Source organism: Rhodococcus sp. GB-02, assembly GCF_053470465.1.
In genome coordinates, this window is sequence record NZ_JBPUKE010000004.1 from 292,803 (window position 1) to 313,523 (window position 20,721).

Sequence of the window (20,721 nt, forward strand, 5' to 3'; positions counted from 1 at the left end):
GGATGTCTACGACTGCTCCTGCCAGACTGCCTTCGCTCCGCTCTCACCGATTCGATAAACCTGGACCATCGAACCAACGGCCGCCACGATTGCCATTGCCGCTATCGCAACTGTCACGACTCGGAGCAGCGTCGAACTGTCGGACAGTGAAGTTCGTGCGCTTCGCCACTCGGTGAATCTATTGGTATGCAGAACCCACCATGTCGCCGCGAACACGAACACCGCGATGGACCAGATCAGAAGTTGATCACCGAGTTCGGCGTGAATCTCGATCAACTCGCTGTGGGGCGAATTGTGTTCGAGCCATTCACCGGCATCGGTCGTGATCGGTACGAGTATCAACGTGACGAGGGCGATGGCCGGTGGGAAGATCCCGAGCCTGCGCCGAGCACTCGGCCACAGAACGGAGCAGAGAACCAGAACCGCCGAGAGCGGAACCAACACGACAACGAAATGAACGAGGAGTGGGTGAGCGGGTAATCCGCCGATCGTAGTCAGGCCCATGTCGATCAACGTAGGCAGGATTTCTTGGAGAGTTCTGGGGACCCTGCTCGAACGTGCTCGGTGTCAACGAGCTACCGGCAGCACAATCTCGAAGGACGAGCCGACATCCGGTGTCGATTCGACGAAGACTTTCCCTCGGTGCGCGTGCGCGATCTCGCGAACCAAGGACAATCCGATGCCATATCGCCGGCTACCGGCGGGTTGAGTCGGGCCATGTGAGAATCGGTCGAACAGAATCGGAACCGCTTCAGATTCGATTCCGATTCCCGTATCGCTCACGCGGATTCTGACGTGGTCGCGATCTCGCTCGACGCGGAGAAGGACGTGACCTCCTGGACGCTCGTGAGCAAGCGCATTGTCAACGAGCGCGAGAACCGCTCGGCGCAAAGCCGATTCGATCCCCAAGACCACTGGCTCTCCAGTTCCGGCCTTGCTCACGTCGACAGAGACGCCAGATTTCTGAGCATGATCGGCCACACTGTCACGGACCTTCTCACACACTGCCGCCATGTCCACTCGATTCCGGGGTTGTCCGCTGTTGTCCATCGATGCGGCCATCAACAAGTCCTCGATGACTTCGCCGAGGGCCCGAGTGTCGTCCACCAACCCGTTGAGCTGCGAAACAAGATCAGAAGACTCGAGCGAGTCTCCGCGTCGAGCCAAAAGTTGTGCACGAGTGTGTAGTACGGTCAACGGCGCACGTAGTTCGTGCGATGCATCGGCGACAAAACGACGTTGCAACTCGAGCGCCTGTGTCAGTGGCTGAATCGCACGTCGGGACAACAACACCACGACGCCCACAGATGCGGCAATTCCGGTGAGTTCGGCAAATCCGAGTGCAAAAAGTAATCGCTGCCTTCCTGATTCATAGGGCTCGAGTGCCGCGATCACGACAACGCGACCTTCCGCACCGTCGGAGACGAGGGCCCTGAAGTTGCTGTCACCATCGGTGAAATCCGAATACCCAGCGGGCGCATCCAAGAGTTCCGCGGTACCGGTGGGGGCATGCGCGCTCACGGTCTCCACCCCATCATCGGAACGAAAGGCCAGCGACATACCGGGCGGCGGATCGTCCGCATCGTCTGCTGTGGCTGCAACCTCGGTCAGTGCAGAACGAATCTGACGATCCTGTGCCCGCGCATACCCCACGTAGGACACCGCTCCGACGATCAGCAACACGGCACCGAGAGCAATGGCGGCTTGGACCGCAGCTGAACGTCCGGCTCGCCGTAGACGCACCTCGTCACCGAACCCGATCCCAGACGACTGCCGGTCCTTGTTTTTGCTGCGGACAATCATGATCCGAGCCGGTATCCGAGTCCGTGGACGGTGGCTACGACGTCCCTGCCCAGTTTCCGCCTGAGATAGTGGACATAAGTGTCAACGGTGCCTGGAGTATCGGCACTTCCGAAGACACGCCCCAGAAGCTGAGTCCGAGAAAAAACCTGCCCAGGCGATGCGCACAGAAACCCGAGCAGTTCGCTCTCGCGTTCGGACAACGAGGTCACCGATCCGGACTCGGTGTCGGTAGCCGTCCGGTTCACTCGATCGATTTCCCACCTTCCGACCACGATCGGCACTATGGACGTTCGGCGACGCAACAGCGCACGCATTCGAGCCAACAACTCGGGAATCTCGAAGGGTTTGACCAAGTAGTCCTCGGCACCGGCATCGAGTCCCTCCACTCGATCGGCAACGGAACCGCGAGCAGTGAGGATCAACGACGGTACTGAGCAATCCCTCGCCCGGAGGGTTCTGAGCAATTTCACACCGTCGATGACCGGCACTCCACGATCGAAAACGAAAGCATCGTAGCTGCGGGTCAACGCCAGATGCAGACCGACTTGTCCGTCGTGCGCCACGTCGACCTCGTGCCCTTCCTCCTCGAAGAGGTCCGCAAGCAGGCCCGCCAATTGCCGGTCGTCCTCGACAAGAAGAATTCGTGGTTTCGCGCCCATGCCTGCGAGCCTGCCACGTCCGTTCTGAGAACTCTCCAAGATTGCACCGCGATCGTGGAACTCGGAACTCTCCGACGGCACGACCGATTCCCCGCAGCTTCACAGCAGACGTGCAGCCCCGGACAAGCACCTCGGCCGATTGTTGAGTTCTCAATCGAACCTTCGAGGGCAGGCATCAGATGGATACACCGGAAGACGGATTTCGACGCACCCGAATCGTCACCGGGGCCCTCGTGGCATTCGGAGTCGTGGGCGTTGTCGGCGGAACAGTACTTGCCTATTCGGATACGCAGGCCACGCCGATCACAGCGACCACAGACGAAACCAAGCAATCGAGCAGTGCACCTGGCGGCAATTCGACTCCGAACTCGCAATCGAAAACTACCTCAACCGCGGCGGCACAGAAGACCTCGAGCGGAAGTTCTACTCCCCACGCTCGATCGGCCGGATCGTGACCACCTCCCTGAGCGTCGCGAGTTCCATGTGGAGGGTGTGGGGCCTCGAAGCCACGGTCGTGGTGACAAAACCCGAGGCGATTCCATCTGCCAGGTCGATAATCGACGAGCGCCTTCTCGAAATAGAATTGGCATGCAGTCGATTTCGTGACGATTCAGAGATTCGAGCTCTCGAAAAGTCGACAGGCCTACCGGTCGAAGTGAGTAGCACGCTTGCCCGGCTGATCCAGACAGCACTCGATGGCGCCGAGTGCACGGACGGCGCCGTCGACCCGACCATCGGCGCAGCGCTCGTCGCGCTCGGATACGACCGCGATTTCGCGCAGATCGAAGGCAGGGACGTGCCGATCAAGACATCGTTCGTCTCTACTCCGCAGTGGACCTCGGTCAAACTCGACGGACAAAAGGTCACAGTTCCCCCGGGCGTCCAACTCGACCTCGGGGCAACGGCAAAGGCCCTCGCAGCAGACGAATGTGCGCACGCCGTCAGCATGTTACTCGACTGCGGTGTCCTGGTGTGCCTCGGCGGAGACATCGCTACCGCCGGACCGGCGCCGGACGGTGGGTGGATCGTTCTCGTCCAAGACGGCGACGACGCCCCGGCCGATACGGTCGCCATTCGAGGCGGGACAGCCATCGCTACATCCAGCACCAGGAAGCGTCGATGGTCGCAAAACGGTAGACACGTGCACCACATCGTCGATCCGCGGAGCGGCACCAGCGTTGATGCAACATGGCAGACGGTCACCGTCGGCGCGGACAGTTGTGTGTCGGCAAACCTCGCGAGCACCGCATGCATTGTCCGAGGTTTCGAAGGTGCGCGGGACCTCATGGACACGGGCCTACCGGTGCGACTGGTGGACCGTGCAGGTGAGATCCGCCTACTGAACGGATGGCCGACGGAAGATGCGGTCGCCACCGGCAGACGGGAACCCTAGTCGTGGACGAAGCACTGTGGGCATTGGGTCGAGGGACAGGTATCACCGCTCTCGTGTTCATGACGATGTCGATGGTTCTCGGAATCGTCACACGGTCCGGGAGAGCTCTAGCGGGACTACCTCGATTCGGCGTGCAGAACGTGCACAGGGACGCCGCCTTGATCGGGGTGATCCTCGTAGTCGTACACATGCTGGCACTGTTGGCCGATCCGTACGCACAGCTGAAACTCGTCGACTTCGTCTTCCCCTTCCTGGGTAACTATCGTGCCTTCTGGCTCGGACTGGGCACCCTTGCGTTCGATGTTCTGTTCGCGGTGTCCTTGACAGTACTACTGCGAAATCGCCTAGGAAACAGAACTTTTCGCGTCGTTCATTGGAGCGCGTACGCTCTGTGGCCGATCGCGTTCGCGCACGGACTGGGAAACGGAACGGACTCAGGACACACGTGGTTTCTCGCCATCGCCATCGGATCGGCCGTCGCGGTGACCGGAGCGGTTCTCTGGCGACTCCGGACAGACTTCGTCGAATTCTCGACCCTGCGCCTCATGGAAAGGACGTGACGTGACAACCGAATCCACCTATGCGGGCCTTCTCGCCGCATGCTCACCCGATCTAGCCACCCACACGGCCCTCCACGGCCACAACCCACGCTCGTCGCCGGGTACCTTGAGCCGCCTACTCGCCGATGCCGGTCTCCACGGGAAAGGCGGGGCGGCATTTTCGACTGCGCGAAAACTCGATTCCGTAACTGGACGGCGTGTTGTGGTTATCGCAAACGGTAGCGAAGGCGAACCGCTCAGCGACAAGGATGCAGTTCTTCTCGAACGTGCGCCGCACCTCGTCCTCGACGGCTTACAACTCGTCGCACACGAGTGCGGAAGCGAAGAAACATATCTGTACGCAGGATCGCAACTGCTTCAATTCGTACGGAATGCGTTGAAAGAAAGAAGGACTGCCGGGCTGACCGAGCCTTTGGTCACACTCGTGGCTTCACCGAAGACATTCATCAGCGGCGAGACATCCACGGTAGTCGGAACGATCGAAGGCCGAGCACCCATTCCTCGAGACCGCTCGGTACACAGCACCGTGGCCGGGCTGAACGGACGACCCACAGTGGTTCACAATGTCGAGACACTCGCGCACATCGCTCTCATAGCCCGATACGGACCCGAGTGGTTCCGCACGCGAGGGCTGGGCGACGCGTCGGGGACGACCTTGATCACCCTGTCAGGCGATGTGACCGTGAGTGGTGTCGTCGAGATCCCGATGGGAATTCCATTGGATCAGCTGGTGACCCAGTATTCGCGTACTGATACTCCGTCGATCAGAGCAGTCCTCGTCGGCGGGTTTCACGGAGGTTGGATCGATGCGCAAGACTTGCCAACCACCACCATGACAACAACAGCTTTGGCGAAGGTCGGTGCTTCGCCCGGCGCCGGAGTCATTCACGTACTGGGTCACGCAAGGTGTGGTCTGAAGACTTCAGCCGACATCGTTGAGTATCTCGCCGATCAAAGCGCTCGGCAGTGTGGACCGTGCATCAACGCAATGCCCCGACTGGCACGCGCGTTATCCGAGATTGCCTATCGCTCAAGGTCGGTCCATACCCAGGAGTCGATCCGATATCTGGCAGATCTGGTCGAGGGGCGTGGAGCATGCAAACATCCGGACGGGACAGTGAGATTGGTGAGGAGTTCCCTTCACGTTTTCCAGCACGATCTCCGAATGCATGCCGCAGAAGCCTGCGAGGTCAACACACGGATGGGAGCGGCATCATGAGCACAAAATCGCCCAAAGTCCTACACATCGATTGGACTACATGTGAAGGTCGAGGACTGTGCACAGAATTGCTGCCGACCCTGCTGACGCGCGACGAATGGGGATATCCACTCCCACACGATCGCCGACGTGAGCCACACATTCCCGCCGAACTCGAAACGGATGCCCAACGCGCCGTCAAACTCTGTCCCAGAGCGTCATTGAGGGTTCTCTCGGGTCAGGATCGATGAAAATCTGTTTCCATGCACAGATCCCGACTCCGCAATCAGTCCATACTGGCGACATCGATCATCGACCGCCGAGCGGCAGCGCTCCCCCACCGACGGGGTAGGGAGGGAGCGTTCCCACAAGTGTCGGTGTCAATGTGGTCGCAGACGGATCGGAACGACCGAGAGTGAATTTCCGAACTTCGGCACCACTTCCGTCGCTGCCGCTGACGAGGAGATCCGCGCCGGTGGTCGTGCTCGTCGTGGCTACTCCGACACCCGTCCCTGGACCGGCGAACGGATCGAAGGATGCAACTTCCCGAAACACCACGTCCGTCGAATGATGATCTGGGCTCTCCAGGTACATCTCGGGCGCACCGTCGAGCCTCGATCCACTCGAGAAGACGCGGACGGATCCTTCGCCTCCGAGCATGCCTGCCACTATCGACTTTGCTCCGCCCTCGGCGCCGGCCACCCAACCGGTCGACAGAGACACCCCGTCGCGGTAGCCCTGATCGAAGGCCAAGAACTGTGATGTCGTCACTGGACCAACCGCATGACCTGCGTGTTCATCGGAGTCGCCCTTGGTCGCCGCCGTCGGCTCGTACAGGTCGTAGCGGAACGTCTTGACCAAAGGCTCGTCGCCGGCACCCGGCGCGGTCACGATACTCGCCCGACCGGAGTGACTGTCAACCATCCCGGTTGCAAAAGTGACGCCACTACTCGAACCCGGATACGGAGAGAAGGAGCCGAATTCTGCCGGCGCGGACTTCTTGTCCGCCGGAAGGTCGGTGGAGTAGATCTTGACCTGCGACTCCATTCCTGGGCCTGACGAAACGATGATGTTGTCCGCCAGAGCATTCCCGTCGATGTCGACGCCGCCTACGTTCACTCCACCACGAAAGGCCGAGTCGAAAGGTGCAAATCTTGCCAACTCGTCGGTGAACGGCACGCCTCCGACTGCGTTGTACGCCAAGACTTCCGGAGCCGAGCCTGCACCTGTTCCAGCCACCAGATCAAGCACCATGTCTCCGTTCACGTCGGCCATTGCAACGCTCGGTGTGCCTTCGAACGACGGGAAGGGAGTGACGGTGGAGATCAGCTTGTCGCCGTTGGCATCGAATATCTGAACTTTGGCGGGAACGCCGGCCGAACCGGGTACCGCCACTGCATAGGTCGACACCTCTGGAATCACGTTGACAGTCGCCATCAATCCGTTGTCCTCGTGATTGAGTCGGTGGCAGTGGATGACAAAGGTTCCGGTGTACTCGGTAAACTTTGTCCGCAACGTCACCGATGCTGGTTCCAGCGCATTCTCGTTCTCGTCCGTCACCGGCGCCGGCACGTTCACGTTGTCGATTCCCCACGGCTGAACGCCTGTCGTCGTCCCTGCGACGGAATCCACGACTTCCATCACTTGGAAGTCGTTGACGTGAATATGCATCGGATGTTCGTCATTGTTGAGGTTCGTGATCTTCCATTCCTCAACGGAATTCAAACGCGGTTGAATCAGCGGAATGTTGGGGAACGTGTTGTCGGCGAATTCGTAGGTGAAGGCCTTCGGATCACTGTTGCTGGCCTTCTCGTTTCCGAATCCGCCCGAGACTGTGAGGTTGCGGGTCACGTCGGGCGTCATCGCTGCGGTATCCACGAAGGAGGTGTAGGTGTCCAGTTTTTGTCCGAAGTCGAATGGAGTCGTCTTTCCTTGGCCCTCATCTGGTGTCGCGCGGATCAACTGCTGAGTCGGGAAGGTGAAGAATCCGTCCGCGTAACTGATCACCGACGGGTCAACGGTGACGGTTCCGAGTTCGGCGGGCGGATTGTCGGTACCGTTGTTGGTATAGAGAATGCCCGGGTTTCTCACCGGTTTTGCACCTTCGAGCGGTGGCATTTCCAACACCAGATCACCAGCCACCGGCATCGTCACCGCGATTGCGTATCGCGAGGCCGGCGGAATCACCAGTCTGGTTCCGTCCCCGTCCACGGGTGGCCTGACCTCGTCGAACGGGTTTCCGTCCTGCCCCACGATTGCGAACTTCGGATGGGCGCCGGTTGCGGTTTCCGTCAACGTGACCGGCATGTAGGCAAAGTCGCTGATGTTGGCAAGCACCCAGATCTCCGTCTGCCCCGGCTTCAGTTTCAGCGACGGCTGGAACTGACCGTTCACGGTGTACTGCACGTCGCGTTGGTTCTCCGGCAGTGAGGGATCGGCCGGAACACTTGTCGATTCACCCACGAAGCTCTGAAGGTTGCCTGGTACGAATTGATTCTGTCCACGATGGTTGGCAGGCGACAGCGGTCCGCTGTACCAATTGGTGAAATACTGCGCTCCCTGCGTGGTTTCCGAGAAATTCACTGGAGCCAAGCTCGGACGGTACGTCCCGTCTGCTAATTCCGTGCCGGTGGGCCGCGTCAAGGTACTGACGAATTGGGGCCAGTTCGCGTCGTTGAGCTGTCGGCCCTTTCCTTTGCGGTCGAACACGAAGTTGTACTGCAGTGCCATATCGCGGATCGGGACGTCGTTAGCCGTCACGACAGGCAAATTGCCGTCCGGCCGGCCGATTTCCAGTAGCCCGGCCAGGCCCATGTACGTCTGCTGGGCGGTGAGGGTGTGCCGGTGACTGTGGTACCAGTAGAGACCGTTCGGCATCGTCCCCGGAATCGCGTAGTCGTACACATTTCCCTGGCCGGCGGGGATATTGAGCAACACGTTGTCCGCATTGCCGTCCGGACTCACGTGAACTCCGTGCGTGTGTAGATTCAAAGGAGCCGACGTCAGCGCCGGCGGATAGGTCGGCACATCGCCGCCCGCCGGTGTGAATGCAGGATCGTAAAAGTCCTCGATCGTGAGATCCTGCAAATCGTTGTCGTAATGAATGATCAATCGCTCTCCCGGATTGACCTGGAGAGTCGGCGCCGGATAGACGTCACTCGCCGAGGTCGACCCGTCCGACGCCGTACCGCGGATGACTTCGTACCCGAAGAGCAGAAAATTCGACACCGGCGCCGACACGGTATCGAGCGGAATCACGCCCTGATGAGCGGACAACCGCACCTCGAGTACACCATCTCGACTGCTCAGTTTCACCGGCTCCCGATAGTCGACGGCGGTTCCACTCGAGCCGTAATTGGCGCCCATCTCGGACGCCGATTCACCGGAGGTACACGCGGCCAACGCCACCGTCATGGACACCACTACTGCTGCGGCTAACGCCTTTCCTCGCAGTGCGATCACTGGTTTCCCCGTTCCATGGTGGCGTGAGATACGTCCGATCAGCGCACATCAGCCTATCGAGAAAACATCGGCTGAACAGTATATTCCCGACAAATTGCCCACCTAGGGCCCGCTTGGGCGCTGCACCTTGCAAGCAGTCTCAGCAAACCGATCAGAAATCGAGAAGCACAGCCACGGGACCCGCAATTACGTTGAAACACATGAACACACCACAGAAGTCCACTTCCCACCACACGTCGTCAATCCACACATCAGCAGGGAGCGCCCAGATGACCACCGCGCAATCCGTGATCCTCGACGTTCCCGACCTCGCCGCAGCCGGGGCCTTCTACAACGCTCTCGGCGTCGGAGATCGAATCCAGCTACGCGAATCGAACGAACCGACAACCGGATTCCGTGGGTACACCCTTTCGCTCGTTGTCGCCCAACCGAACATCGTCGACGCTTTTGTCGGCGCGGCACTCGCAGCCGGTGCCACCGCGTTGAAGCCGGTGAAGAAATCCCTCTGGGGATACGGCGGAGTTGTTCAGGCTCCGGACGGTTCGATCTGGAAGATCGCCACGTCGTCGAAGAAGAACACCGGACCCGCCACCCGCACAATCGACAGCTTTGTGCTGCTGCTCGGTGCCGAAGACCTCAAGGCCAGCAAGCAGTTCTACCTTGACCACGGACTCGAGGTGTCGAAGAGCTTCGGCCGCAAGTACGTCGAATTCACCAGTACAGCAGGCAATGTCACACTGGCACTGTATGGTCGGCGCGCCTTGGCGAAGGATGCCGGGCTCGCTCCGGAAGGCACCGGATCGCACCGGATCACCATCACCGGCGCTTCCGAACGCTTCGCGGATCCCGACGGTTTCGCCTGGGAATCCGCCGCTTGACATCGGGCACGGATCATCGGGAAGGTGATCGAAACCCGACTTCGGAGTTGGGCGCGTCATGAGCCGGATAAGCATGCACCAGGGCAGTGGCGAGCTTGGGCACCGCGTGGGTGAGCGAATGCTCGGCGCTATGCGCTATCGCATGAGCTTCGGCAAGAGTTGCCCGGGGATCGATGTCGAGTTCTGCATCGGCATGTAATCGGTGCCCGATCCACCGCATCTTCAAATCACGTACCCCGAGAACCCCGGGCTCGCGCTGTAGCGCATGTTCGGCATCGTCCAACAACTCCGGTTCGACACCGTCCATCAGACGCCGGAAGACGTCTCGTGCCGCGGTCCGCAGCACGGCCACGATCGCCACTGTGATGACAAGACCGATGATCGGATCTGCCAACGGGAATCCCAGAGCGACTCCCCCAGCTCCCAGAAGGACTGCGAGTGAGGTGAATCCATCTGTCCGAGCATGCAGTCCATCAGCCACCAATGCAGCTGAGCCGATCTGCCTTCCGACTCGAATCCGATACAACGCCACCAATTCGTTGCCGATGAAACCGATCACACCTGCCGCCGCTACCCAACCGAGGTGCTCGATCTGGACCGGGTTGATCAATCGCCTCACCGCTTCGACACCGGCGATCACTGCCGACAGTGCGATCATGGCGAGCACGAACAATCCGGCCAAGTCCTCCGCACGCCCGAAACCATAGGTATAGCGCCTGGTTGCAGCGCGCCGACCGAGGGCAAAGGCAATCCAGAGTGGGACTGCCGTGAGTGCGTCGGAGAAGTTGTGAATGGTGTCCGCCAGCAGCGCCACCGAACCCGAAATCGCCACGATTGCAACCTGAGCAACTGCGGTGATGCCGAGCGCGACAAGACTGATCTTGACCGCCCGGATGCCGATCTCGCTCGATTCCAGCGCATCGTCGACGCTGTCCGCGGCGTCATGACTGTGCGGGGCGAACACTTCGCGAACCGCCGATCGAAATCCCTTCGTTCCATGTCCGTGTCCGTGACCGTGCCCATGACCGTGGGATGTTCTGGGCTCGTGCGTCATGACGCACCTTCTTCTTGATCGGTCCGCTCGACCTTCGCGGAGCGCTCCGGGTGAATCTCTCGAAGCTCACCCTCACTACGGTGGTGGCCCGGTAGTCCAGGTCCGGCATGCTCGGCATTGAAGACCGCATCCGTAACCAGTTGGCGCACATGGTCGTTCTCGAGACGGTAGAACACCGTCGTACCGTCGCGGCGCGTTCGTACCAACCTCGCCATGCGCAGCTTTGCCAGGTGCTGCGACACCGAAGGCGCCGGCTTGCCGACACGCTCTGCCAATTCGTTCACCGAGCACTCTCGGTCGACCAATGCCCACAACACCTGCACACGGGTTGCGTCGGCAAGCATGCGGAACACCTCCACAACGAGGTCGACTTGATCATCGGGAAGTTTTCGGCGACAAACACCACTATCTGCGTTCATACGTAGATAGTAGATCATCAGATGCGTCGAAGATGATCTCTCCTCGATTCACCAGTTGTGCAAAGCTTGGCGGCAGAGCACTTCTCCACTCGCAGACAGGGAAACAACCGAGATGAGTCCTGACGACTGGAACGCCGGCATCATTGCAGAATTCCGCGCGAACGAGGGCAAAGTTGGCGGACCTTTCGAAGGTGCCCCCATGGTGTTGGTCCATCACACAGGACGCAAGTCCGGACGCAAGTTCGTGAGCCCGATGATGTACCTGCCAGACGAGCAGGATCCGAACACCGTTTACGTCTTCGCATCGAAGGCCGGCGCCCCGACCAACCCCGACTGGTACTACAACCTTGTTGCCGCCGACCAGGCCGAGGTCGAGGTCGGTACCGAAACGTATCCGGTCTCCGTCAGCGAAGTAACCGGCGAGAAGCGCGACCGAATCTACGACGAACAGGCCAGCCGATACCCCGGATTTGCCGAATACGCGGAGAAGACAGCCGGGATCCGCACCATCCCGGTTGTGGCACTGACTCGCGCGTAAATCCTGCGATGTGCAGCCCTGCCGTTTACATCACGAAACGGCAGGGGTCGTTCGAAACGGAATCACGACACTGACGACGCTTTGACCTCAGCCTTCGCATGCCGTCCGAGCAGCACGTATCCAACCCAGGATCCGACAACCACTGTCGCCGCGAGCGCTTGCACAAGGCCTTCGATACTCACCGGATAGAACACACCGGTGATGTAGTGCGAGATGAATCCAGTGGACGGCAATTCCGCGATTCCGGCCATCCGGCGGGCCCAATTCTCGAGATTGGTCAACGGGCAGTCATACCCGACCGCTATCGAGCCGGCTCCCCAGACAACCGCAACAAGATGGAATGCAATGCTACGACGCCACTTCCACGCCACGAATCCACCAAGCACCACATAGAGAACAAACCCGAAGTGAACGAACACCGTCACTACTTCGATGAGCCGATACACCATCGTCGTCTCCGCTCGTGGCGCGGAAGTCCCGCAACAATCAGACTATTCCGATGTTAGTCCCCGTAGCGGCGATCTACCCGGTGTATGCAGCCGTCGTGCGGACAGCGGCGGCGTGGGCGGCATCCGGGTCGTCGCCCGATGCGATTGCGGCAGCGGCTCATGATTCACTGCTTCCCGCGACGAATGCCTTGGCCTCGTCACTACCCGCCGATCCGAGCCTCCCCCGACACCGGCGTGAACCACAGCGCGATGCGGTCGAGCTGGGTGACCGCCGCCCAGACCGTGCCGATGGGTGCCGCGAGCGTCCGCGACATGCGGAGCGTGCGTGTTTTCCCTTCGTCACCGCCGAACGGGCCCGTTCTCACGCCACCAACTGCAACGAATCAATTGCTTTGTCGACGGTTAGGCTCCTCGGTTCGAGCGAAACTTCAGCTAAGTCGCTGGCGGAGATGTACTGATACTTCTTCTCCAGCGGAGCTCTTGCCGATCGCCTTGCAGAGGGCCACGCGCAGCGGAAGCCAGTGAGGTCCGTCGCCGGAGGGCATCAGCGTCGCCTCGAAGGGATGATCACCATCGAGGGTCCCGACCACCTTGACAGCGCGTCTGGTACCCAGAAGTTCCGCCGAGCCGGGCACGGTCAAGTACGTTGCGAACGCCCCGTCTTTCTCGATGGGTGAGGTGAACGAGTAATCGAGCGGTTGTGGAGTCTTGTCAGCGGCCATGTCGCGTCACTGCTGAGCGGCTAGCAGGACGTCGGTGTCGAAACACGTGTGAGTGCCGGTGTGGCATGCTGCGCCCTCCTGATCGACGATCAGCAAGACGGAATCGCCGTCACAGTCGAGGCGCACCTCGTGTACGTACTGGGTGTGCCCGGAGGTCTCTCCCTTGACCCAGTACTGCTGCCGCGAGCGCGAATAGTACGTCCCCTTACGGGTTTCCAGTGTTCGCGCGAGCGCTTCGTCGTCCATCCACGCGACCATCAGCACATCACCGGTCGACTTCTCCTGCGCAACCGCGCTGAACAGTCCGGCGTCGTTTCGCTTCAGCTTCGCCGCGATTGCGGGATCAAGGCTCATATGACGTTTATACCTTCCACCTGTGACTTCCGTGGAATTCCCCTGCGTGCCCGCCCTAGAATGGAAGTTCCTTCGCCGTCACCGTGGAAGAAGATCCGACATGAACCATCAGCATCATGACGGTCCGCACCCGGAGTACTCATGCCATCTCACGAACCCGAGTACCGATCACGTCCGAACGCGCCACATCGTTCTCGGCATCGGCCCAGGGTCTACCAGCAAGAATGTGCTCAGCTACGCATTGGCGCTTGCCGCCAAGGAGGATTCAGCCCTCCACGTCGTTCACTGCATCACGTCCGAGGACCTGCCTGTCGAAACCGACTCGCCACAATTCGAAACACGCCTGCACGACGAGATGGTGGCGCAACGCGAGCAGACAACCTCGACACTCGCCTCGCACACCGACACCTGGACATACGACTGCACCTACGGAGATCCAGCCGGTGTCATCCTCGCGACCGCGGACAAATACGACGCCTTCACCATCGTAATCGGCTCACCGCGAAAAGGCGCTGCCTCCGCGGTGAGCCAACTGATTCACAGTTCGGTCTCTTCCCGACTGAACCGGCAGAACCGCTATCCCGTGATATCGGTTCCCGCCGGCGTCAGATCAGCCAGATAGCCGAACACCGGCACATGCCCGCCTAAACGATCGAATAGTCTTCGAGCGGAAAGCGTTTCGCTTCGACGAAAGCGTTGCGTGTCGATGTGGGCCGCAGGATCGCAGCCTCACCGTGCTGATTGAAGTAATAGCTTCGCGCAGTCTGGCAACTGCCGCCGTAGAAGACGGAGTCCGCCAGGTTCTCGGTCATCCGGTCGAGGAACTCGGCGTTGGCAGTTTCGGTGACCTCGAATGTTTCCGCGCCGCGCCGTTTCACCTCGCCGAACAGTCGATCCATGTGCTGCATCTGGGATTCGATCGTCGTGAAGTAGGACAATCCGCTGTACGAGTACGGACTGGCGAGCGTGAGGAAATTGGGGAAGTAAGGAACCGCGACCCCTTCGTAGGCCTGGAATCGGTTGTCACGCCACCACTTACCGAGGTTTCGGCCCTCGCGACCGATAACCTCGATGGCCGGAAAGTTCACATCCCAGAGGTTGAAGCCCGTTGCCAGCACCAAGGTGTCGATCTCGGTCTTGCGGCCGTCGGCGGTGACGATTCCGTCGGCAGCAATATGGTCGATCGACGTCGTTTCAAGATGCACATTGTCTTTGGTGAACGTACGGAAGTAGCTGTTGGAGAACGTGGGTCGCTTGCACCCGAAGTCGTAGTCCGGTGTGAGTTGCTTGCGCAGGGTCGCATCTCGTACCTGGGACCGCAGAAACGCGCGTGATGCGGCCGACGCACCCTTGTTCAACAGTTTGACCTGCTTGTAGTGCAGAACTGCGCTGACCATGATCATTTCGAGAATCGACGAACTGACGGCGCGGGCGATTCGCTGCGTGAGCGGAATGCGCGAGAACAGCTTCTGCACTGCGTTGGGGATGGGGACGTCGATCTTGGGAACCACCCAGATCGGCGTGCGCTGGTAGACGGTCAACTCTGCGGCCTGACGCGCCACCTCGGGGATCAACTGCACAGCGGTAGCACCGGTTCCGATGATTGCGGTCTTGGTGCCGGACAGATCGTAGGAATCGTCCCAGGCAGTGGTGTGAATGATCTTGCCGGCGAAGTCGTCGATACCGGGGATGTCCGGCCGATGCGGTTGCGACAGGAAGCCCGTCGCAGTCAGGAGGTACTTGGCAGTGATGTCCGGCGCCCCCTCGACGGATACGACCCAGTGCGAGGAATCCTCGTCCCAGCGGGCTCCGTCGACGACGGCACCGAACGTCATGTGCTTACGCAGGTCGTATTTGTCTGCGACGTGATCGGCGTACTTCTTGAGTTCGGCGCCCGGCGCAAAGAGCCTGGACCAGTTCGGATTGGGCTCGAACGAATACGAGTACGTGACCGACGCGATGTCGACAGCCAACCCGGGATAGCGGTTGACGTGCCACGTTCCGCCCAAATCGTCCTCGCGCTCGAGGATCGCCAGCTTGTTCAGGCCCAGCCGCTTGAGTTGAATGGCCGCACCCATTCCGCCGAAGCCCGCCCCCACCACTACTGCGTCGTACTGCACTGTCATCGGAGAATCCCTCTCATGAACTACGCACTCATGAACTGCACATCAGAAAATGACATGCCATTCCGTTATGGAGAACGGTATCATTCTTGACGTGACGAAGGCCATGACCAGAGCGGAACGAAAAAAGGCGGAATTACGCCGCGAGATCATCGACGCATCATTCGAGTGCTTCGCCGAGCGCGGCTATCACGCAACCGGAATTGCCGACATCGCAACAACTCTCGGAATCGGCCACGGGACCTTCTACCGGTACTTCGAGAACAAGCGCGACATCATCGACCACGTCATCGACGACCTGATCGCCAAGATCATCAGCGCACTGGCCACCGAGAATTCACCTGACGCAGCAAGCACTCTGGACGAGTACCGCGCTCAAGTGGGACGGATCGCCGAAGCGCTCCCCCGCATCTTCTTCGACGACCCACGCATCCCGCGGGTTCTGCTTTTCGAGACGACGGGCGTCGATGCCGATCTCACCGGCCGGATGCTCGATCTACTCGATCAGTCGGCATCGTTGACCGCGGCGTACCTGCATCACGGAGTCGAATGCGGCTATCTGCGCGCCGACCTCGACGTCGACAACACTGCACAGGCCGTCAACGGCATGATGCTGGCAAGTGCGATTCAAGGATTGCGAGCCGATTCGTCCGCCGACTGCACGGCACTGAACCAAGCCATCAGCCGCCTCATGTTCGACGGAATCCGCGCCGAGAACGCCTAGCGAACAACAATTCCCTCGGCACGCATCGCATCCTTGACCTGTGGGATGCTCAGATCGCCGAAGTGGAAGACACTTGCTGCGAGAACTGCGTCCGCGCCCGCTTCGACCGCCGGGGCGAAGTGCTCGACCAGGCCGGCGCCGCCACTGGCGATCACCGGTACATGGACCGCCGCCCGGACAGCGCGGATCATCAGCAGGTCGAAGCCGGCCTTGGTGCCGTCGGCATCCATCGAGTTCAGCAGGATCTCCCCCACTCCCAACTCCGCACCACGCTCGGCCCACTCCACCGCGTCGATCCCGGTGCCGCGTTTGCCTCCGTGCGTCGTGACCTCCCAGCCAGACGGTGTATCCGGCTGACCCTGGGGAACGGTGCGGGCATCGACCGAGAGGACGATGCACTGCGAGCCGAAACGCTCACTCAGTTCCTTGAGCAGTTCCGGGCGCGCGATCGCCGCGGTATTGACGCTGACCTTGTCGGCACCGGCACGCAGCAGACGATCGACGTCCGCGACCGTGCGCACCCCACCGCCGACGGTGAGGGGAATGAAAACCTGCTCGGCAGTACGGCTTACGACGTCGAGCATCGTGCCGCGATCCGACGTGGATGCGGTCACGTCCAGGAAGGTCAGTTCGTCGGCACCCTGAGCGTCGTACGCTGCCGCGAGTTCCACAGGATCTCCGGCGTCGCGAAGATTCTCGAAATTGACACCCTTGACCACTCGTCCGGCGTCGACGTCGAGGCACGGAATCACACGAACTGCGAGGGTCATGACTGTGGTCCTCCTGAGGACGAAGCGCGCGGATCACCGAGCGCGTTGAGGATATCGAGAATCTCACCGTGGATGCCCGGGGCGGCGGCGAGCACCGACTCCGATTCTACGGTCCACGGATTGCCGGACAGATCGGTGACCACCCCACCCGCGCCGCGAACGAGCGCGACCCCGGCCGCGTTGTCCCACGCGTTACGGCCGTAGACGATCGCACCGCCCAAGATGCCCGCCGCTGTGAAGGCCAGATCGACTCCGGTGGAGCCGTGTATCCGGATCCGCGAGGACACCTTGCTGATCTCGGCGAGCAGGTCGAGTCGGAAGCTACCGGGAATCCGGCCACGACTGTTGACGTTGAGTGCGCCCAAGCCGACGATCGACGACGCCAGATCGGTTGGCTCCAGCGGCGGTACGGCGATTCCGTTGACCAACAACGGACCGCCGGCACGAGTGGCGTACGTGTGACCGATCAACGGAAGCCAGGTCAATCCGAGCACCGGGACACCGTCGTCGAGAAGCGCCAACAGCGTTCCGGCAGTAGGTAATCCGGCCGAGTAGTTGAAAGTGCCGTCGACGGGGTCGAGTACCCAGACAAGTCCCGAACCGACGTCGGGGCCACCGAATTCTTCGCCGTGCACCTCGATGCCGGTCTGCTCGAACAACTCCGCGCTCAACCGCTTCTCCAGCGCGAGATCGACCTCGGTGGCAAAATCGCCCCAACCCTTGCGGACCGCGCTCGGGGCACCGACACCGGAGACGAACTGATCGTGGACGCCGTCGAGAAGCCGACCCGCAATCGCGAGAAGTTCGTCGAGGTCACGCGTCGGAGTCATCTGGAAAATCTATCCGGAAACTGCTGCCAGTGCTTCGGGGAGTGTGAAGCGACCGGCATAGAGCGCCTTGCCAACGATCGCACCCTCGACACCCTGATCTACCAGGCTGGAAATAGCAAGGAGATCCTCGATGGTCGACACACCGCCGGAGGCGACGACGTGCGCGTCGGTGACCGCGCATACCTGGCTGAGAAGTTCGAGATTAGGTCCGGTGAGCGTGCCGTCCTTGGAGACGTCGGTGACGACGTAACGGGTGCAGCCGTCACGGTCCAAACGCGCGAGGGTCTCCCACAGATCCCCGCCGTCGGTGACCCAGCCGCGACCACGGGTGCGGTACTGGCCGTCGACGAGACGAACGTCGAGGCCGACGGCGATCTTGTCGCCGTACTTGGCCAAGGCACGTGCACACCACTCGGGATCTTCGATTGCGGCGGTGCCGAGATTCACGCGAGCACAACCGGTGGCCAGCGCAGCTTCCAGGGAAGCGTCGTCGCGGATTCCTCCGGAGAGTTCCACCTTGACAGTCAGGTCGCCGATGACGCCGGCCAGCAGTTCGCTGTTCGATCCACGCCCGAAAGCAGCGTCGAGGTCGACGAGATGTACCCATTCGGCACCGTCGTTCTGCCACGCAAGAGCGGCGTCGCGGGGCGACCCGTAACCGGTCTCACTTCCCGCCTCTCCTTGCACGAGGCGAACAGCTTCACCGTTGACGACATCTACAGCAGGCAAAAGGACCAGGCTCACGTGCGGTAACCCTAGTGGGTCAGGACCTCGAACCGTCCTCCGGGTCACCGAACGCTTTTCGGGTCATCCGCTTGGATACGACGCCCATTGCCGCAATCGCAGCGACGACCCCCACGAGACCGATCACGAGGCCGACACCCGGCGAGGGTTTGAGCACAACGATGACGACCGTGGCGACCGCCAGCGCAGCCACCGCGGCGCCGAGCGAGAACAACGCCAGACGAGCGAGGGAGAAATTTTCGCCGCGGTTCGATCCGGGTCCCCCGGTCACAAACTCTGCACCCAGTTGCTCAGCAACTCGGCGCCTGCATCGCCGGACTTCTCGGGGTGGAACTGCGTCGCGGACAACGCACCGTTCTCGACGGCAGCGAGAAACTTTCCGCCGTGATCGGCCCACGTCAGCTTCGGGGGCGCAATGTGCTCGGACGGCGCGAGTTCCCAACTCTGCACACCGTAGGAGTGGACGAAGTAGAAGCGGGTATCGGCGTCGATACCCTTGAACAGGGTGCTCGACTCCGGAGCCTCCACGGTGTTCCAGCCCATGTGCGGAAGGACCTCTGCTTGCAGCCTCTCGACGGTGCCGGGCCATTCGCCGCAGCCCTCCGCCTCGACACCGAATTCGACCCCCCGGTCGAACAGAATCTGCATGCCGACGCAGATGCCCAGCACCGGTCGGCCACCGGCCAGGCGTCTGCCGATGATTCGCTCACCCTGGACTGCACGCAGACCTTCCATGCAGGCCGCGAACGCGCCGACGCCGGGCACCACCAGACCGTCCGCAGCCAGTGCCACGTTCATATCGTTGGTCACCTCCACCTGCGCCCCGGTGCGCGCTAAGGCGCGAGTAGCCGAATGCAGGTTGCCGGAGCCGTAATCGAGTACAGCAATCGTGGAAGCGCTCATGCCCCAACTCTATCGGGCAACCCTGGCGCCGATCACTTTGCCGCCTGCGGCCAGTGCCGGGAGGAGAGCAACAACTACCGCGGAGACCGCGAACACCCACGCATAGCCGGCTGCAGTAGCCACGAATCCCAACGCCAGCGCTCCGATTCCGGTGCCGGCGTCATAGCCGATGTTCCAGATCGCGCTCGCGGATCCGAGTTGTCTCGGGCCGGCAGCCTGAAACGCCATGACCAATGATTCGTTCTGCACCGCACCGAAGCCGAGCCCGAAAAGGACCGCCGCGCAGAACAAGACCGGTGTCGAACCGCCGTCCACGTTGATCGCGAACAGCACCAATCCGATGGTCGACGACACCAATGCCGGTGCGAGTGTCCGCCCACTGCCGAGGCGGTCAGCGATCAGCCCCGCCGAGTACCGGCCGACCAACATGGACCCACTTGCCGTCGCCAACACCACGCCCGCGACGGCCGCGCGCTCCGAGATGGCGATCGGCAGCAGAGACGACAGCCCGCCGAACGACGCGGACACGCAAGCCAAAGCGAGCACCGGAACCAAGACTGCGAACACACTCAACCGAACGGATTCCCCGGTGGGCTGAGCGAAGATCTTCGGCAACCGGGCAATGGCCACCAGTGCGAGTGCCGGGATAAGCGCACCGAGAACGAACACCGGTGTCGCCAACCACCGCTCCATGAGCGCAAGCCCCAGCGGCAGCCCAGCCATTTGCGACGCTGCGATCGCGATCCCCTGAGCGCCAGTGACACGGCCGAGAATTCGTTTGGGCGCCAACTCCGCCACCAGTGCACTACCGGCCACCGTCAGCAGGCCGAAACCGATTCCTCGCACCGCGGAAACCGCCAGGACAGGGCCGGCGTCGGCCGAGATCAACAGCACCAACGACGGTGGACCGAGGAGCAGACATCCGACCGCCAGCACGCGCCGATAGCCCTGCGTCCGCAACAACCGAGGCACGAGAAGTTGCGTCACGACCGTGGCCGCCATGAAGACACCGGTCACCGATCCGGCAAGCGCATCCGATCCGCCGGATTGCGCAACCATCAACGGCACCACCGGCAACAGCAACGACCAGCCGCCGAAAGCCGCTGCCGCCATGATCAGGACACCGACCATGCCCGGA

25 protein-coding genes are annotated in these 20,721 nt (G+C 61.2%); 8 read left to right on the forward strand and 17 right to left on the reverse strand.

Translation table 11 applies throughout. The features are described 5' to 3' along the window. Positions 1 to 6 precede the first annotated feature (6 nt). From ACSW29_RS26155 to ACSW29_RS26165, 3 genes are all read right to left on the reverse strand, one after another. Positions 7 to 504: a DUF2231 domain-containing protein gene (locus ACSW29_RS26155; protein WP_230813401.1), complete on the reverse strand. Its 498-nt coding sequence runs from the start codon at positions 502 to 504 to the stop codon at positions 7 to 9. A gap of 63 nt (positions 505 to 567) precedes the next feature. Further along, positions 568 to 1,803 (reverse strand): sensor histidine kinase, encoded by a 1,236-nt coding sequence (locus ACSW29_RS26160; protein ID WP_347872468.1) that lies wholly within the window; start codon positions 1,801 to 1,803, stop codon positions 568 to 570. After that, positions 1,800 to 2,462 (reverse strand): response regulator transcription factor, encoded by a 663-nt coding sequence (locus tag ACSW29_RS26165; RefSeq protein WP_448278664.1) that lies wholly within the window; start codon positions 2,460 to 2,462, stop codon positions 1,800 to 1,802. The genes ACSW29_RS26160 and ACSW29_RS26165 overlap by 4 nt, the downstream gene beginning before the upstream one ends. Positions 2,463 to 2,913: 451 nt before the next feature. Here ACSW29_RS26165 and ACSW29_RS26170 point away from each other — a divergent pair, with 451 nt between their 5' ends. The 4 genes from ACSW29_RS26170 to ACSW29_RS26185 are packed head-to-tail and all read left to right on the forward strand — an operon-like array spanning position 2,914 to position 5,864. Beyond that, positions 2,914 to 3,855, forward strand: a complete 942-nt coding sequence (locus ACSW29_RS26170; RefSeq protein ID WP_448278665.1) for an FAD:protein FMN transferase — start codon at positions 2,914 to 2,916, stop codon at positions 3,853 to 3,855. 2 nt (positions 3,856 to 3,857) lie between these two features. Continuing rightward, positions 3,858 to 4,415 carry a ferric reductase-like transmembrane domain-containing protein gene (locus tag ACSW29_RS26175; RefSeq protein WP_448278666.1) on the forward strand — a complete coding sequence of 186 codons (558 nt, stop codon included), beginning with the start codon at positions 3,858 to 3,860 and terminating at the stop codon, positions 4,413 to 4,415. 1 nt (position 4,416) lies between these two features. After that, positions 4,417 to 5,634: an NADH-ubiquinone oxidoreductase-F iron-sulfur binding region domain-containing protein gene (locus tag ACSW29_RS26180; protein ID WP_448278667.1), complete on the forward strand. Its 1,218-nt coding sequence runs from the start codon at positions 4,417 to 4,419 to the stop codon at positions 5,632 to 5,634. Then, on the forward strand, positions 5,631 to 5,864 hold the full coding sequence (locus tag ACSW29_RS26185; protein WP_082900857.1) for a ferredoxin: 234 nt from the start codon (positions 5,631 to 5,633) through the stop codon (positions 5,862 to 5,864). Before ACSW29_RS26180 ends, ACSW29_RS26185 begins: the two co-directional genes overlap by 4 nt. Before the next feature lie 58 nt (positions 5,865 to 5,922). Here ACSW29_RS26185 and ACSW29_RS26190 read toward each other — a convergent pair whose 3' ends face one another. Then, on the reverse strand, positions 5,923 to 9,027 hold the full coding sequence (locus ACSW29_RS26190) for a multicopper oxidase family protein (protein ID WP_448278943.1): 3,105 nt from the start codon (positions 9,025 to 9,027) through the stop codon (positions 5,923 to 5,925). 317 nt (positions 9,028 to 9,344) lie between these two features. Between ACSW29_RS26190 and ACSW29_RS26195 the strand changes: the two genes are divergently transcribed. Further along, positions 9,345 to 9,953, forward strand: a complete 609-nt coding sequence (locus ACSW29_RS26195) for a glyoxalase (protein ID WP_448278668.1) — start codon at positions 9,345 to 9,347, stop codon at positions 9,951 to 9,953. A 13-nt stretch (positions 9,954 to 9,966) separates the two neighbouring features. Here ACSW29_RS26195 and ACSW29_RS26200 read toward each other — a convergent pair whose 3' ends face one another. Beyond that, positions 9,967 to 11,007, reverse strand: coding sequence for a cation diffusion facilitator family transporter (locus tag ACSW29_RS26200; protein WP_317826440.1), 1,041 nt, complete (start codon positions 11,005 to 11,007; stop codon positions 9,967 to 9,969). Then, complete coding sequence (locus ACSW29_RS26205) at positions 11,004 to 11,426, reverse strand: ArsR/SmtB family transcription factor (RefSeq protein WP_230813410.1); 423 nt, start codon at positions 11,424 to 11,426, stop codon at positions 11,004 to 11,006. Before ACSW29_RS26205 ends, ACSW29_RS26200 begins: the two co-directional genes overlap by 4 nt. 112 nt (positions 11,427 to 11,538) lie before the next feature. On the opposite strand from ACSW29_RS26205, the gene ACSW29_RS26210 reads away from it, so the two are divergent. Beyond that, a complete protein-coding gene (locus ACSW29_RS26210) occupies positions 11,539 to 11,964 on the forward strand; it encodes a nitroreductase/quinone reductase family protein (RefSeq protein WP_317826438.1) in 426 nt (141 codons plus the stop codon). A gap of 62 nt (positions 11,965 to 12,026) precedes the next feature. Here the strand turns inward: ACSW29_RS26210 and ACSW29_RS26215 are convergent, their stop codons facing one another. From ACSW29_RS26215 to hisI, 4 genes are all read right to left on the reverse strand, one after another. Beyond that, positions 12,027 to 12,413, reverse strand: coding sequence for a DUF2784 domain-containing protein (locus tag ACSW29_RS26215; protein ID WP_230813412.1), 387 nt, complete (start codon positions 12,411 to 12,413; stop codon positions 12,027 to 12,029). 200 nt (positions 12,414 to 12,613) lie between these two features. Then, the gene (locus ACSW29_RS26220; RefSeq protein WP_317826437.1) at positions 12,614 to 12,778 is read right to left on the reverse strand and encodes a hypothetical protein; all 165 of its coding nucleotides are present in this window, start codon (positions 12,776 to 12,778) and stop codon (positions 12,614 to 12,616) included. Positions 12,779 to 12,841: 63 nt separating this feature from the next. Then, positions 12,842 to 13,135 (reverse strand): DUF1905 domain-containing protein, encoded by a 294-nt coding sequence (locus ACSW29_RS26225; protein ID WP_317826436.1) that lies wholly within the window; start codon positions 13,133 to 13,135, stop codon positions 12,842 to 12,844. Between the two features lie 6 nt (positions 13,136 to 13,141). Continuing rightward, positions 13,142 to 13,489 carry a phosphoribosyl-AMP cyclohydrolase gene (gene hisI / locus ACSW29_RS26230; RefSeq protein WP_050655350.1) on the reverse strand — a complete coding sequence of 116 codons (348 nt, stop codon included), beginning with the start codon at positions 13,487 to 13,489 and terminating at the stop codon, positions 13,142 to 13,144. Positions 13,490 to 13,589: 100 nt separating this feature from the next. On the opposite strand from hisI, the gene ACSW29_RS26235 reads away from it, so the two are divergent. Continuing rightward, positions 13,590 to 14,111 (forward strand): universal stress protein, encoded by a 522-nt coding sequence (locus tag ACSW29_RS26235; RefSeq protein WP_317826435.1) that lies wholly within the window; start codon positions 13,590 to 13,592, stop codon positions 14,109 to 14,111. Positions 14,112 to 14,133: 22 nt separating this feature from the next. Here the strand turns inward: ACSW29_RS26235 and ACSW29_RS26240 are convergent, their stop codons facing one another. After that, a complete protein-coding gene (locus tag ACSW29_RS26240; RefSeq protein WP_317826434.1) occupies positions 14,134 to 15,615 on the reverse strand; it encodes a flavin-containing monooxygenase in 1,482 nt (493 codons plus the stop codon). A gap of 103 nt (positions 15,616 to 15,718) precedes the next feature. Here ACSW29_RS26240 and ACSW29_RS26245 point away from each other — a divergent pair, with 103 nt between their 5' ends. Continuing rightward, positions 15,719 to 16,336, forward strand: a complete 618-nt coding sequence (locus ACSW29_RS26245; RefSeq protein ID WP_269068031.1) for a TetR/AcrR family transcriptional regulator — start codon at positions 15,719 to 15,721, stop codon at positions 16,334 to 16,336. Here ACSW29_RS26245 and hisF read toward each other — a convergent pair. The 6 genes from hisF to ACSW29_RS26275 are packed head-to-tail and all read right to left on the reverse strand — an operon-like array spanning position 16,333 to position 20,714. Continuing rightward, on the reverse strand, positions 16,333 to 17,106 hold the full coding sequence (hisF, locus tag ACSW29_RS26250) for an imidazole glycerol phosphate synthase subunit HisF (protein WP_095969965.1): 774 nt from the start codon (positions 17,104 to 17,106) through the stop codon (positions 16,333 to 16,335). The genes ACSW29_RS26245 and hisF overlap by 4 nt on opposite strands. Next, a complete protein-coding gene (locus ACSW29_RS26255) occupies positions 17,103 to 17,936 on the reverse strand; it encodes an inositol monophosphatase family protein (RefSeq protein ID WP_230813418.1) in 834 nt (277 codons plus the stop codon). The genes hisF and ACSW29_RS26255 overlap by 4 nt, the downstream gene beginning before the upstream one ends. A gap of 9 nt (positions 17,937 to 17,945) precedes the next feature. Next, positions 17,946 to 18,680, reverse strand: a complete 735-nt coding sequence (gene priA, locus ACSW29_RS26260) for a bifunctional 1-(5-phosphoribosyl)-5-((5-phosphoribosylamino)methylideneamino)imidazole-4-carboxamide isomerase/phosphoribosylanthranilate isomerase PriA (protein ID WP_003942371.1) — start codon at positions 18,678 to 18,680, stop codon at positions 17,946 to 17,948. Positions 18,681 to 18,699: 19 nt separating this feature from the next. Beyond that, the gene (locus ACSW29_RS26265) at positions 18,700 to 18,951 is read right to left on the reverse strand and encodes a hypothetical protein (protein WP_230813419.1); all 252 of its coding nucleotides are present in this window, start codon (positions 18,949 to 18,951) and stop codon (positions 18,700 to 18,702) included. Next, a complete protein-coding gene (gene hisH / locus ACSW29_RS26270) occupies positions 18,948 to 19,583 on the reverse strand; it encodes an imidazole glycerol phosphate synthase subunit HisH (protein ID WP_230813420.1) in 636 nt (211 codons plus the stop codon). The genes ACSW29_RS26265 and hisH overlap by 4 nt, the downstream gene beginning before the upstream one ends. 9 nt (positions 19,584 to 19,592) lie before the next feature. Continuing rightward, positions 19,593 to 20,714, reverse strand: a complete 1,122-nt coding sequence (locus ACSW29_RS26275) for an MFS transporter (RefSeq protein ID WP_448278944.1) — start codon at positions 20,712 to 20,714, stop codon at positions 19,593 to 19,595. Between the last annotated feature and the right edge of the window lie 7 nt (positions 20,715 to 20,721).